We start from the raw sequence: 11426 nt of genomic DNA, 5'->3' as shown, positions 1-11426 counted from the left end.
CCTGATGACCAAGACACACGTCTTGACTAGTTCCCCCGAAGCCGCACGACCAGCATGCCGCGTAGGGTGCCGGGATGATCGCCGCGCCGGAGGAGTTCAGACGGAGCACCATCGAGCGTGAGGGAGAGTCCGGAGCGAAGTGGCTCGCTGCGCTGCCCGGCATTGTGGAGGAACTGCTGGACCGCTGGGGATGCGTGCCGGACGGTGACGTCATGCGCGGGGGCGTTGGCGTCATCGTCCCCGTGCGGCGCGCCGAGGAAACCGCTGTTCTCAAAGTGTCTTTTCCGCACCCGGGCAACATCCACGAGCCGGATGCCTTCGTGGCGTGGGCCGGCCGCGGCGCCGTCCTGCTGTACGAGCGCGACGATGAACAGTTCGCGATGCTGCTGGAGCGGGTCCAGCCGTCAACCCTGGCGATGATGCCGGACGGCGATGAGGTGGTGACGGTCGCTGGCGGGCTCAACCGCCGACTGGCCATCCCCGCGCCGCCCGGTCCGCCGCGGCTGCGCGAGCAGGCCGGTGGCTGGGAGGAGCAGCTGCGCAAGGACGCCGAGGAACTGACACATGCGCTGTCGCGCCAAGTGGTGGAGGCGTCCGTGGCGCGTCCGGCGATGGGCCCAGTTCCATGCCGTTCAGGCGGCATTCTGGGGCCGTCGTCATGGCTTCCGGATCGGCCGCAGCGGACCACGTCGGGACCGGCTCACTGATTTCGCCGATCGTCTGGCGGAGTTGCTCATCGAAGACTCGTAGAGCGCCGTGCCCCGGACGCGGCCACGCGATGGCTGAGCCGGAGGTCAGTCCACCGAGCTGGGCAGGTGCACTGCCAACTCGAGGGTGTTCTGATCGGGCATGTCGGCGTCGATGGCCTGCCGTCCCTTGGTGAAGTGGGCGCCACCGTCGGTCGGTACGTTCCAACCGTCATCCTGAAGCTCGGGAATGTAGGTCTTCAGTGTCGACAGGGAACTGTTCTCATCCGCGGCCCGGCCGTAGGAGAACACCAATGTGTCATCGGCCTTGCTCTGGACGGACTTGAGCTGCCCCTGCGGCGGCAGAGGAAGATAGCCCTCTGCTTTGGGCAGGGTGACCATCAGGTTCAGGGTGCCGCCGTCAGTGTCGAGCGTCAGCCGCTGATGGCCACGAGTGAGCGCACCCTCGTTGTCCTCGTAGCCGTTCTTCATGAACCGCTCGGCGAGGGTGCTCTCCGCGTCCTTCAGCGATCCGTTCACCGTGTACTGCAACAGCAGCGAACTGTCGTCCTGGCCGGACACCGTGTCCAGGCGGGCGCCCTCGGGAAGCGGCAGGGCAACATGCTGGGTGTTGTCGGCCGTTCCACCGCCGGTGCCAGTGCTGCTCCCGCCCGTGGTGCCACCGCTGGACGAGCCGGAGGAGCCGCTGCCGCCTTCGGATCCGGAGGCGGCACTGTCTGCCGACCGTTCACGGTCACTCTGCGCGTGACCATCCGCGGCGGTCCTCGACGTCTTCGGAGAGGAGGACGTGTCCGAGTCCCCGTCACAGGCCGTCAGAGAGAGGGCGAGTGTGGCGGTCATCAGAAGTGTGGCGGACGTGGTGGCCAGTGGCCGCAAACGCATAGTGCTCAACCTTCAGTTGGTTCAGGTGTGGGGGATGGCATGGCCCACGAGACTCGTTCGGCTTCGGCTCGAGGACGGCTGCCACGTGACCACGCTATGCGTCAGACTCCCCGCAATCTTGAGTAGGCATTACTCCAGCACCATGCGGCCCGATGGGCTTCGCTTCGGCCGAGCGCCCGCACCCGTTTGCGGGGCAACGCCTCAGACTTCGTCCATCTGCGTGCGGTCTTGCCCGGAAGACTGACTCGCTGCCAGCCAGGACCGCTCCGGCTTTGCCACATGCGTGGTGTCCACGGAGAAGTGAAGGCGGGTTCCGCCTTCGGCGCCGGCGGGGTAGCTGCGCTGTTCGGTACTGGCGAAGCAACGACGGAGTGCCTGTGCGACCTGACGGGCGGCCTCGGGGGACGCGGCGACGATGCGTACCTCGGCGCGCCCCGCCGAGAGTGGTGGCGATGGTTCCATGGCGCGGAGGGCATGGATCATCCGCGGCCGGTCCCGGTGCCGGTGTTCGGGGTGAGCCGGTGACGACGGGTGATCCGGCGGGCTTGCCGGCTGTCGGCTCTTCCGGCTCCGTCGTCCGACTCCCGGCAGGGCATCGCTGTAGTGGAATGCTGCGATCCGCTCGTTGTGCCGACCATTGAGCAGATGGATCAGCAGCATTCCGAGCATGATCATGGAAATGATCACGGTCACGGTGATGACGGTCTCCACGTCCTCACCTCCCCTGGGTGGCGCTCAGCGTCTGGTCCGGTCGGCTTCCGGCCACCACAGAGGCGGGCCCGCCATCGGTCTCCCACTCCTCCTCCCGGCTGACATCCTCCCGGGCGTCATGGGCGGTGGACTCGCTCGCCATCAGACCGCTGGCGGTGAGAAGGCCGCCGACGGTCGCCGCGGTGGCCATCAGCCGGGCGGCGGCTGCCGCACTCGTCTCCGGCGGGATCACCAGCAGGTCCCAGCGGCCCGCGGTGTAGGAGAGCAGGATCAGCTTGTGCGGGTCCTGCTCGGTGAACCAGCCCACGTGCACCATGTGACCGGTCGCGGGCACCTTGCGTGGGATCACCGGCCAGTGGGTCGGGTTCACGGAGACGCGAGTGATCCGGCCCCAGCGCGTGTCCAGCGCGTCCGTCAGGTCGGGCAGTTCACGGAGGAGGTCCCGGGAGCGAGGCCACCACGCACCGTCAAGAAGACCTGGAACCGCGCTGGCCGGGGTCAGTGACAGGCGGGTCGGTGGCGAGGGCACGCGCTCGTGGCTGGTCGTATGGTCGTTGGTCACGGTCATGACGCGGACCTGTCCCCGGGCGCGTCTTCGACGTCCCCGGTGTTGTCGCTCGCCGAGAACGACACCCGCGTGGAAGCCGGTGTGCGAAGTACTCCCGGTGACTCCAGCATACTCCGAGTGCCCGCTGAACCTCCTGTGATCAGCGATTTTTCAGGAGGCGGGCAGTGTCACCGCACCTCCGTCCCAGGGTACGGCGGTCGTCTGTGATCGGCCTCCGGACGATGCCACACGGTAGGCGTCGCCGGGCATCCGTTCACTGTGGGCAGCCGACCCTGCCGATGCGGCAAACACCCGCCCTGCCTCACCGGTATGCAGGGACTCGGTTGTGGTGTGGCCGTCGGGCTCCGCTAAGCAGTGCCCGTCATCTGCCGTTTCCGCTCTCCGTTCGTGTGCGCCTTGCCCATCAGCGAGCCCTCTTCCTGCTCGTAGTGCGACAGGGCGATGCCGAGGCCGAAGAACGTGGGTGCCCACTCGCCGACGTAGATGCCCCAGCGGTCGGCCCGGTCGAGTCCGACGCCGGGCTCGGCGCGCAGGGATGCTGCCCAGGTCAGCATGGAGAGTCCGATGGAGGCGACGGCGGCGGTGTAGGCGTGCTCGCTGCGCAGGCCCATGTCGTGAAGCTTCTTGATCATGACGGTGGCTCCTTAACGGAATTCCCCCCTCGGGACTCACCTCCGAGTTCCCCCTTGGTGGCGAGCGACGCGGTCGGGCCCCGTTGTCGGTCTGGTCGCGGAGTGAGCCCTTTCGGGCCATGGTGGGAACGTCGGCCGTTTCGCCGTGGCGCACGGATGTCGACTCCTCGCACCGACGGCTGGCCGACAGAGACGTCGGGGCTTCCACAGCCGCGATGCGATCGGCGTCTTCCCGGTCGCCCACGAGGGGGCCGCGACTGTCGGCGCGTTGTGACCTCAAGCCGAGCCTCGGCGCCGGAGCGGGATGGGGCCCCGTCCCGAACTCCCGCTGCGCGACGCACTGCTGACTCTCCGGAAGGCGATCGGCGGGCATCGACGCGGCACCACCTCATGCGCCTCTGGCGCATACGGCCGGGTCGTGGCGCAGTCATGGCCAAGAGAATTGGCCACATGTCCCGATCGAGTTATATGCCCCATACTTGCCTGTATGAACCGACTTACTGCCTCGTCGTTGCGGCGGGAGGAGGAGCGAGCATGAAGAGCACTCAGGCCGCACTGGTCTTCACCGGTGGGTACCTCGTCGGACGCAGGCTCAAGATGCGGTGGGCCGTCACCCTCGCGGGACTGACGGCGGGGAGCCGCCTCCTGTCCGGCCACGATCTGGTCGGCGGGCGGCATGCGAACTCCTCCGAGCTCGCCCAACTCGGCCAGGAGCTCCGCAGTGAGCTGATGACCGTGGGGCGTTCGGCGGCCATGACGACGATAAGCAACCGAATGAACTCCCTGAGCGATGTCCTGGGACAGCGAGCATCGGCGTTGCGTGCCGGCCCGAATGGTCAGGAACCGGATGAGTCCTCGTCCGAGCGGGAGAAGGAGACCGGGACCGGAGGGTCCGGACGGAGCCGAGGGTGATGGAGCATGGCTGAGAAATCGGACGACAAGGACAAGGGTGGGCTTGCCGAGCAGTTGCCCACCGACCGCCTGAAGCAGGAAGCGACGGGTCTCGCCACCGCACTGGGCGAGAAGGCCCTGTCATCGGTGAGCAGCATGGGCGAGGGCGGCGACTCCGGAGGCGGGCTCGGGGGCATGGTGAAGCCCCTGATGAAGGCCGGATTGGGCAAGGCCAAGGACAAGGTCATGGACAAGGCCAAGGACGTCATACCGGGCCTTGGCGGCGGTGGCGGCAAGGACAAGAAGCTGAAGGTCACCAACATCGTCGAGGAGATCGATGTCGGCGCCCCGGTGTCCCTCACCTACAACCTGTGGACCCAGTTCGAGGACTTCCCCAGCTTCATGAAGAAGGTCGAGGACGTTTCACAGGAGTCCGAGACCGAGATGGAATGGAAGGCCCAGGTCTTCTGGTCACACCGCAAGTGGCACTCCGACATCCTGGAGCAGGTGCCGGACAAGCGGATCATCTGGGAGTCGCGCGCCGAGAAGGGCCATGTGAACGGCGCTGTCACCTTCCATGAGATAGCCCCGGAACTCACCCGGATCATGCTGGTCCTCCAGTACTACCCCCAGGGCTTCTTCGAGCGCACCGGAAACATCTGGCGTGCCCAGGGCCGCCGCGCGCGTCTTGAGCTCAAGCACTTCCGCCGCCACCTCATGGCCGAGGTGCTGCTGGAACCCGACGAGATCGAGGGCTGGCGGGGCACGGTGCACGAGGGCGAGGTCGCGGAAGAGGAAGAAGAACCCGAAGGCGAGGAAGAGGAGGAAGAAGGGGAGGACGAGGAGGCCGAGGACGAGGAAGAGGAAGAAGAACCCGAGGACGAGGAAGAAGACGAAGAAGACGAAGAAGAGGAAGAGGAGGAAGAGGAGGAAGAGGAGAAACCACGGCGGCGCTCGCGTCGTTGACGGACGTCTCCTCCTCACCAGGGGCCGCGCCCGGTCGCCGCGGACACACGGTGGATCCGGGAGAAACCCGGCCGGTCAGCGGGAGTCACTCGACGCGGGTGACGATGACGACGACGGTGACGGGTTCCGGTGTGCCGGAGCGCGGCACGAGTGAACCGACCCTCGATCCGACGCGCTCCTGGACGGCACGCGCGGTGTCCAGCGCACGCCGGTCCCCTGTGACGACGCAGCGGACTTCGACGGTCCAGGCACCGGTCCGAGGACGGCGCTCGGCGCGGACGCCCGCTTCGGGCGACGGGGTGGTGGAGCCCACGGCCCGCCGGACCCGGGCACCCGCCACGGCGAGAGTGTGCCGCAGGCTCGGCTGGAGTCCGGCCACCCCGGGCACCGACAAGGCCGCTTCGGCGGCGGCCCGTTCGATGCCCGGGGTGCCGAGCGAGGTCATCGCCGGCTCCGGTTCCGCGGCCGGAGTTCGACGGGAGCTGTGGACGTCGAGGGTTCCAGCACGGACACGACGGCCAGGTCGATGCCGCTGACAGCGGTGCCCAGTTCGTCCTCGGCGGCGCGGCCGACCGCCCGGCGTACCTCGGTGGCCCGGCCGGGGAGGGGACGGTCGAGGGTCATGGCGAGGGTCATGGAGATGGCCACCGCGGTGTTGTCCTCGTCAGGGATCAGACGACAGCTGGCCGCCCGCACTCCCGCGACGCGGTCGGCGGCCCGCCGCAGCACCCTCGCCGCCGCGGTCTCGGCGATCCACAGCTCCGTCCCGGAACCGTCCAAGGGCAGCAGCCGACCGAGCCGGGCTTCGGCCCGCACCGCGCGCATGACCCGCTCCGCGACGGTGCGAGCGCTCGGGCGCACCTCTCGGAGGGGGCGGGCGGCCGCGTCCAGGGCCGTGAGCCCTTCGACCGCCTGGCGGCAGGACGCGCAACCGGCGGTGTGGGGGTCGGGCCCCGCGCTGCTCCGTGCCTGTTCCCAGACGTAACTGATCAGTCGCCCGCAGGGCAGCTCTTCGTCTCCGACGAGCCGCGCCGCGTCGGTGTCCGTTCGGGCGTCACCCGGCCCGTGACCCGCGGGCGTAGCGCGCCGGTGGTCGTCTAGCGCCATGAGGCCATCTCCTTCACCAGTGTGCGCCGTGCCCGAAAGAGCCTGCCGCGTACGGTCGGTTCACTCTCACCCACCACCCGCGCGATCTCCTCGTACGACAGCCCGTGCAGCTCCCGCAGGACCCAGCAGGCACGCTGAGCGGGCCGGAGCTCCCGAAGGGCTCGACCAAGCGCTGCCGTGGCGGCCTCGCTTTCGGCAGCCCGGGCTGGTTCGCCGCCGCCGTCGTGGGCCGTCGGCTCGGGAACGGTGTCCAAGGAGACGGGAGGGGCATGCCCACGCAGGATGTTCAGGCACTTGTTGGTGACGATGCGGTACATCCACGTACGGAACGTGGCGTCCCCACGGAACTCGGGAAGCCGCCGCCATGCGCTGATGAGCGCGTCCTGCACGGCCTCCTCGGCGTCCGAGGTGTTCCCCAGCATGCGATACGCCAGTGCCAGCAGCGGTTCGCTGTGACGGTGCACCAGTACGGCGAAAGCGTCCTCGTCACCCTCGGAGGCCCGGGCGACCAGCAGCCCGTTGCCCAGGTTCCACAGATCGTCCGCCGGGCCGACGCCGTCCCGCTCCGCCGGGCGCGGCTCCACACCGACGGACGGGGACGCATCCTCACACCGGGACGGTGACAGTCCGTGCTTCCCATTCACGGTCCGCTTCTCACGCGATTCGTTCCGTGGAACGCCTGACCGCGCCGTCCTCGCCGCGCCTGGCAACGGGGTCCGACCAGGCATTCCACTGACAAGCCTACGTGAGGAGGGATCCGGTCCGCGGAGCGAAGAGATGCGCGAAAAACGCGCGAAAGGAGTTCCGCGAAAGGCGTGAGGATGTACGTCGCTCCGTGTCCAACGTGGTGACGGGCACTGATGCGGTGCCCCGCACAGCCCGACAAGGGAGCACGTCATGACGGACACGACACCCCGCCCGGCCACCGAGAGGAGTCGGCCTGCCGCAGAGACAACGGCACACCACGGTCCGAAGCCCAGCCTCAACGCGCCGGAGACCCGCGGGCACACCACGATCGCGGACACAGTCGCGGAGAAGATCGCCGGGATGGCGACCCGTGAGGTCCCGGGCATTCACAACCTCGGCTCCGGAATGGCTCGGACCATCGGAGGCGTCCGTGAACGGATGCCCGGCGGACAGCCGAGCATCACCCGCGGCGTCCACGTCGAGGTGGGCGAGCACGAGGCGGCAGTCGACCTCGACGTCGTCGTCGACTACGGATATCCCATCACCGATGTCGCCGCCGATGTCCGCACCAGTGTCATCGCCGCCGTGGAACGCATGACCGGTCTGGACGTCATCGAGGTGAACGTCGCCGTCGACGACGTCGACCTTGGGGACGAGGACGAGGCCGACGACAGTGAGCAGCGGGTGGAGTGACTTCCCCTCAGCTCAAGAGGCTGGTGATTGAACGATGAACACGACCATGGCGGGCCTTCTGACGGGTCTGACGCTGGGTTTCGCCGCCTACTTCGGCGGCTTCGGGGCTTTCCTCGTGGTGGCGTTTCTGGGCCTGGTGGGCCTGGTCGTCGGCCACTTGGCGCGCGGCGATGTACACATCCACGACTACATCCGCACCCGGGAGAGCGACGGCCACCGAGGGGAGACCTTCGAGCGCCACCGGACCACATCCGGGCCCCACTCCCGCACTGAGCACCAGGGGCGTGTGCAGTGAGCGGCAAGTCCCCGTCGCACGCCTTCCCGGGCGCCCCCCGCGGTGAGGAGGGGGACCCACTGTCCCTCCCCGCGCCCGCGGGACGCGGCGCGACGCTGATCCCCGACACCGTGGTGGCCCGCATCACGGCGCGGGCGGCGCGCGAAGCCCTGAGCCGACAACGGGGCGGAGCGCCGGCCCGTCCCGGCCTCGGCACTCCCCGCTCCACGGCCACCGTGCACAACGGCGCGGCCCGCCTCGGTGTGTCGCTGGGGCTGCCCTATCCCATCGACATCGCCGGTGCCTGCGGCGAGATCCGGAGCTATATCGCCGACCGGGTCGGCTATCTGACCGGAATGCGCATCGACGACATCAGTGTGTCCGTCCGGCGACTCGTCCCCAACGTGAGCCCGCGACGGGAACGGGTCCGGTGAACCGGCGGCACACGTCCGTGACAGGAGGACCATGACTTCCCGCACGCCGAACGCCGCACCGCACCCCGGCGGCGATGATTCGCGACGACGTCCGGACACGGCGGCGGCACCGTCCGGGCACGCGCGGTCCGATGAGATGCCGTCCGATCCGCCGACACCTCAGCAGCCACGGACGGAAGCGTCCCGCCGCCCCTGGGGTGCGCGACGGGTCCCGGCCGGAGTGGCAGCAACGCTCATCCTTCTCGCGGCGGCCGCACTGCTCCTGGAAGCCGTGTGGCAGCGTACCGGCCACCAGGCCACTCTCTGGTGGCGGAGCCTGACGGATCAACTGGCCACTCGGCCGGTGGACGATGTCTGGATCCTCTGCGGTGCCGCCGTCGCGGCCGCCCTGGGCCTGTGGTTGGTGATCCTGGCCCTCACCCCGGGTCTCCGCCCCCAACTTCCCTTGCGGGTACCCGCCGACGGCCATGGACGGATGCGCGCCGCGCTCAACCGCAAGGGCGCCGCGCTGCTCCTGCGGGACACCGCGCTCCGTGTTCCGGGGGTCAGCGCCGCCCGGGTCCGGGTGCACCGCCACCGGGTCACCATTCGCGCCGATGTGGGCTTCCGGGAAACAGACGACGTGAGGGATGAACTCACCGCCGCCCTCCGGCGCGCGGAGCACGAGCAACTCGCTCTGGCCCGTCTGCCGCGGCTGGCGGTCCGCATACGCCGGAACGCCACCTGACGGACACGGACCACAACACCGGCGCCGACACGTACAGGAGAAGACGATGACGGAACCCACCAAGACCAACCGCGTTCTTCTGGGCCTGCTCGGACTCCTGCTGCTGGGCGGCGGGCTCCTGGTGCTCGCCAGCGGTGCCGACCTCTACCGGCGCTGGAACCTCACTCCGCCCGCAGGCTGGCCGCTCACCGCTCCGTCCGACGTCCTGTTGGCTCGTGGCGACCAGAACCGGTGGTTCGACCAGGGCTGGTGGTGGTGGGTGGCCGCCGCGGCCGCGCTGGCGCTGCTCCTTCTGCTCGCCCTGACGTGGCTGCTGTCCCAGCCCCGGCGGCGCCCACGCCGCCTGCCTGTTGCGAACACCTCCAGGGAATCCGTCGTGGTCGATGACCACGCGCTCGGCGAGGCCCTCACCACCGAACTCGACGTGTCGCCGGACGTCCGGCGGTCCCGGACACGCTTCTTCGGGCCTTCATCCCGCCCTCGGGTCCGGATCGACCTCACCCTCGAACCCGGTGGCACTCCGGAACACGCGCTGAAGGACGTGCGAGACGCCGCCGATCGAGCCCGTGACTCCGCGGGCTGGGACCGACTCCCCAAGGAGGTCCGTCTGGGCGTTGCCCGCCATGGCCCGCACCGGGCCGAGTGACGGCCGCGTTTCGCCCCGGCTCCCGCGCCGGGCCCGGTCTGCGCCGTTCGAGGGGTTCGCCGTCGACGATCGTTGTCGGGGTCGGTGCTTCCCGTACCGGCGGGCGATGATCATGCGATGCGAAGCTTACGCCGCCGGACGACCGTGACCGCTTCACTCAGGTGGCCGACAGTCAGCCACTCAGGGACTGTCAGGACCCTCCGTGACAGGGCCTGAGCGACTCCCTGGCCAGGGGGCGGTCGATCGCTCGGAGGGATTCGGCGAGCGATTGCTCGGGATGCTGCTCGATCGCGCCCATGAAATGCCGCCGCAGCTGATCGCCCCGCTTGTCGCGGAAGAGGTGGCCACCATCGGAGGACGTGAGGTCTCGCTCTACCTCCAGGACTACGCACAGCTGTTCCTGGTGCCCCTGGAAGGCAGAGGACTGACGGTCGGCGAGCCCGAGAGCATCGACGACTCCCACGTCGGCTCAGCCTTCTTGCACGCGACCGTGACCGAGGTGCCGCAGCCCGACGGCATCCGGGTGTACCTGCCGCTGCTGGACGGCAGTGACCAGGTGGGGGTGATGGCCCTCACCCTGGACACCATCGATGACGACGATCGGCGGCTCCTGCGCAGACTGGCCGGGCTGGTCGCCGACATGCTGGTCACCAAGCACAGCTACACCGACGAGTTCTTCCTCGCCCGCCGCCGTGAACCGATGAGCGTCGCGGCGGAGATCCAATGGTCTCTGCTGCCGCCGCTGACGATGGTCGTACCGCAGGTCGCGGTGGCCGGAATCCTGGAACCCGCGTACAACATCGCAGGTGACAGCTTCGACTACGCCTTGAACGAGGACATCCTCCACCTCGCGGTCGTCGATGCCATGGGGCACGGCCTGGACGCGGCCACCATGGCGACCGTCGCCGTCGGTGCCTACCGGCATGCCAGGCGCGCCGATGTCGATCTGGCCCACATCTACGCATTCATGGACCAGGCCATCGCCGAACAGTTCGGGCCGGACCACTTCGCCACCGCGCAGATGATGCGCCTGAACATCACGACCGGCCGTCTGCAATGGGTGAACGCGGGCCACCCCGCACCGCTGCTGATCCGCAACCACCGGGTCACCCGGCAACTGCACGGTCCGACCACCCTGCCCGTCGGGTTCGGTGGCGAAGAGCCCCTGATCAGCGAGGTGACGCTGGAACCCGGTGACCGGCTGCTGTGTTACACCGACGGCCTGATCGAGGAACACCGGGACACCGGAGTGCAGTTCGGCGAGGAACAGCTCATCAACTGTGTCAACCGCATCGAAGAGGCGGGAGAGGGAGTGCGGCGAGCGGTGCGCTGGCTCTCCCACACCCTGAAGCAGGAGCGGGGCGGAATCACGAGCGACGACTCCACCCTGTTCCTGGTCGAGTGGCGCGGCGGCGCCGCCGATGACCTCGCCATCCTGGCCTGAGTGTCGCATCCGGCGGAGCGGCAGGAGTCTCCGACTGGCGCCGGAGCCGTCGGAGGA

15 protein-coding genes and 1 pseudogene are annotated in these 11426 nt (G+C 68.8%); 9 read left to right on the top strand and 7 right to left on the bottom strand.

From position 1 onward, the window contains the following. Positions 1 to 74: 74 nt before the first annotated feature. Positions 75 to 750, top strand: a pseudogene (locus AB0C66_RS16840) (aminoglycoside phosphotransferase family protein). A 44-nt stretch (positions 751 to 794) separates the two neighbouring features. On the opposite strand, the gene AB0C66_RS16835 reads toward AB0C66_RS16840, so the two are convergent. The 4 genes from AB0C66_RS16835 to AB0C66_RS16820 all read right to left on the bottom strand — a co-directional run bounded on the left by AB0C66_RS16835 (position 795) and on the right by AB0C66_RS16820 (position 3500). Next, the gene (locus AB0C66_RS16835) at positions 795 to 1589 is read right to left on the bottom strand and encodes a hypothetical protein (protein ID WP_362438231.1); all 795 of its coding nucleotides are present in this window, start codon (positions 1587 to 1589) and stop codon (positions 795 to 797) included. 201 nt (positions 1590 to 1790) lie between these two features. Then, the gene (locus tag AB0C66_RS16830) at positions 1791 to 2051 is read right to left on the bottom strand and encodes a hypothetical protein (RefSeq protein WP_362438816.1); all 261 of its coding nucleotides are present in this window, start codon (positions 2049 to 2051) and stop codon (positions 1791 to 1793) included. 253 nt (positions 2052 to 2304) lie between these two features. Next, a complete protein-coding gene (locus AB0C66_RS16825; RefSeq protein WP_362438228.1) occupies positions 2305 to 2868 on the bottom strand; it encodes a DUF5994 family protein in 564 nt (187 codons plus the stop codon). 347 nt (positions 2869 to 3215) lie between these two features. After that, on the bottom strand, positions 3216 to 3500 hold the full coding sequence (locus AB0C66_RS16820) for a hypothetical protein (protein ID WP_362438225.1): 285 nt from the start codon (positions 3498 to 3500) through the stop codon (positions 3216 to 3218). A gap of 534 nt (positions 3501 to 4034) precedes the next feature. Between AB0C66_RS16820 and AB0C66_RS16815 the strand changes: the two genes are divergently transcribed. Further along, complete coding sequence (locus AB0C66_RS16815; protein ID WP_362438222.1) at positions 4035 to 4412, top strand: hypothetical protein; 378 nt, start codon at positions 4035 to 4037, stop codon at positions 4410 to 4412. A 6-nt stretch (positions 4413 to 4418) separates the two neighbouring features. Then, on the top strand, positions 4419 to 5357 hold the full coding sequence (locus tag AB0C66_RS16810; RefSeq protein WP_362438219.1) for an SRPBCC family protein: 939 nt from the start codon (positions 4419 to 4421) through the stop codon (positions 5355 to 5357). A gap of 85 nt (positions 5358 to 5442) precedes the next feature. Here the strand turns inward: AB0C66_RS16810 and AB0C66_RS16805 are convergent, their stop codons facing one another. From AB0C66_RS16805 to AB0C66_RS16795, 3 genes are read right to left on the bottom strand one after another with little or no spacing between them, the layout of a single operon-like run. Beyond that, the gene (locus AB0C66_RS16805) at positions 5443 to 5802 is read right to left on the bottom strand and encodes a hypothetical protein (RefSeq protein ID WP_362438216.1); all 360 of its coding nucleotides are present in this window, start codon (positions 5800 to 5802) and stop codon (positions 5443 to 5445) included. Then, the gene (locus AB0C66_RS16800; protein WP_362438213.1) at positions 5799 to 6464 is read right to left on the bottom strand and encodes a hypothetical protein; all 666 of its coding nucleotides are present in this window, start codon (positions 6462 to 6464) and stop codon (positions 5799 to 5801) included. Before AB0C66_RS16800 ends, AB0C66_RS16805 begins: the two co-directional genes overlap by 4 nt. Next, positions 6455 to 6991, bottom strand: coding sequence for a sigma-70 family RNA polymerase sigma factor (locus AB0C66_RS16795; protein ID WP_362438813.1), 537 nt, complete (start codon positions 6989 to 6991; stop codon positions 6455 to 6457). Before AB0C66_RS16795 ends, AB0C66_RS16800 begins: the two co-directional genes overlap by 10 nt. A gap of 370 nt (positions 6992 to 7361) precedes the next feature. Here AB0C66_RS16795 and AB0C66_RS16790 point away from each other — a divergent pair, with 370 nt between their 5' ends. From AB0C66_RS16790 to AB0C66_RS16765, 6 genes are all read left to right on the top strand, one after another. Beyond that, positions 7362 to 7844, top strand: coding sequence for an Asp23/Gls24 family envelope stress response protein (locus AB0C66_RS16790; RefSeq protein ID WP_362438210.1), 483 nt, complete (start codon positions 7362 to 7364; stop codon positions 7842 to 7844). 34 nt (positions 7845 to 7878) lie between these two features. Next, positions 7879 to 8139: a hypothetical protein gene (locus AB0C66_RS16785; protein WP_362438207.1), complete on the top strand. Its 261-nt coding sequence runs from the start codon at positions 7879 to 7881 to the stop codon at positions 8137 to 8139. After that, positions 8136 to 8552, top strand: a complete 417-nt coding sequence (locus AB0C66_RS16780) for an Asp23/Gls24 family envelope stress response protein (RefSeq protein WP_362438204.1) — start codon at positions 8136 to 8138, stop codon at positions 8550 to 8552. Before AB0C66_RS16785 ends, AB0C66_RS16780 begins: the two co-directional genes overlap by 4 nt. Positions 8553 to 8772: 220 nt before the next feature. Continuing rightward, positions 8773 to 9279, top strand: coding sequence for a DUF6286 domain-containing protein (locus tag AB0C66_RS16775; RefSeq protein ID WP_362438201.1), 507 nt, complete (start codon positions 8773 to 8775; stop codon positions 9277 to 9279). Positions 9280 to 9325: 46 nt separating this feature from the next. Further along, positions 9326 to 9925 carry an alkaline shock response membrane anchor protein AmaP gene (locus AB0C66_RS16770; RefSeq protein ID WP_362438198.1) on the top strand — a complete coding sequence of 200 codons (600 nt, stop codon included), beginning with the start codon at positions 9326 to 9328 and terminating at the stop codon, positions 9923 to 9925. Between the two features lie 277 nt (positions 9926 to 10202). Beyond that, positions 10203 to 11369 carry a PP2C family protein-serine/threonine phosphatase gene (locus AB0C66_RS16765; RefSeq protein WP_362438195.1) on the top strand — a complete coding sequence of 389 codons (1167 nt, stop codon included), beginning with the start codon at positions 10203 to 10205 and terminating at the stop codon, positions 11367 to 11369. The last annotated feature ends 57 nt before the right edge of the window (positions 11370 to 11426 follow it).

It is taken from the genome of Streptomyces sp. NPDC048636 (genome assembly GCF_040650655.1).
GTDB lineage: Bacteria > Actinomycetota > Actinomycetes > Streptomycetales > Streptomycetaceae > Streptomyces.
This window is presented reverse-complemented; position numbering and strand designations above follow the sequence as displayed.

Excerpts from the sequence above, each read along its gene's own strand:
- AB0C66_RS16835 (WP_362438231.1), bottom strand. The coding sequence starts at position 1,589 with ATGCGTTTGCGGCCACTGGCCACCACGTCCGCCACACTTCTGATGACC.
- AB0C66_RS16830 (WP_362438816.1), bottom strand. The coding sequence starts at position 2,051 with ATGGAACCATCGCCACCACTCTCGGCGGGGCGCGCCGAGGTACGCATC.
- AB0C66_RS16825 (WP_362438228.1), bottom strand. The coding sequence starts at position 2,868 with ATGACCGTGACCAACGACCATACGACCAGCCACGAGCGCGTGCCCTCG.
- AB0C66_RS16820 (WP_362438225.1), bottom strand. The coding sequence starts at position 3,500 with ATGATCAAGAAGCTTCACGACATGGGCCTGCGCAGCGAGCACGCCTAC.
- AB0C66_RS16815 (WP_362438222.1), top strand. The coding sequence starts at position 4,035 with ATGAAGAGCACTCAGGCCGCACTGGTCTTCACCGGTGGGTACCTCGTC.
- AB0C66_RS16810 (WP_362438219.1), top strand. The coding sequence starts at position 4,419 with ATGGCTGAGAAATCGGACGACAAGGACAAGGGTGGGCTTGCCGAGCAG.
- AB0C66_RS16805 (WP_362438216.1), bottom strand. The coding sequence starts at position 5,802 with ATGACCTCGCTCGGCACCCCGGGCATCGAACGGGCCGCCGCCGAAGCG.
- AB0C66_RS16800 (WP_362438213.1), bottom strand. The coding sequence starts at position 6,464 with ATGGCGCTAGACGACCACCGGCGCGCTACGCCCGCGGGTCACGGGCCG.
- AB0C66_RS16790 (WP_362438210.1), top strand. The coding sequence starts at position 7,362 with ATGACGGACACGACACCCCGCCCGGCCACCGAGAGGAGTCGGCCTGCC.
- AB0C66_RS16785 (WP_362438207.1), top strand. The coding sequence starts at position 7,879 with ATGAACACGACCATGGCGGGCCTTCTGACGGGTCTGACGCTGGGTTTC.
- AB0C66_RS16770 (WP_362438198.1), top strand. The coding sequence starts at position 9,326 with ATGACGGAACCCACCAAGACCAACCGCGTTCTTCTGGGCCTGCTCGGA.
- AB0C66_RS16765 (WP_362438195.1), top strand. The coding sequence starts at position 10,203 with ATGCTGCTCGATCGCGCCCATGAAATGCCGCCGCAGCTGATCGCCCCG.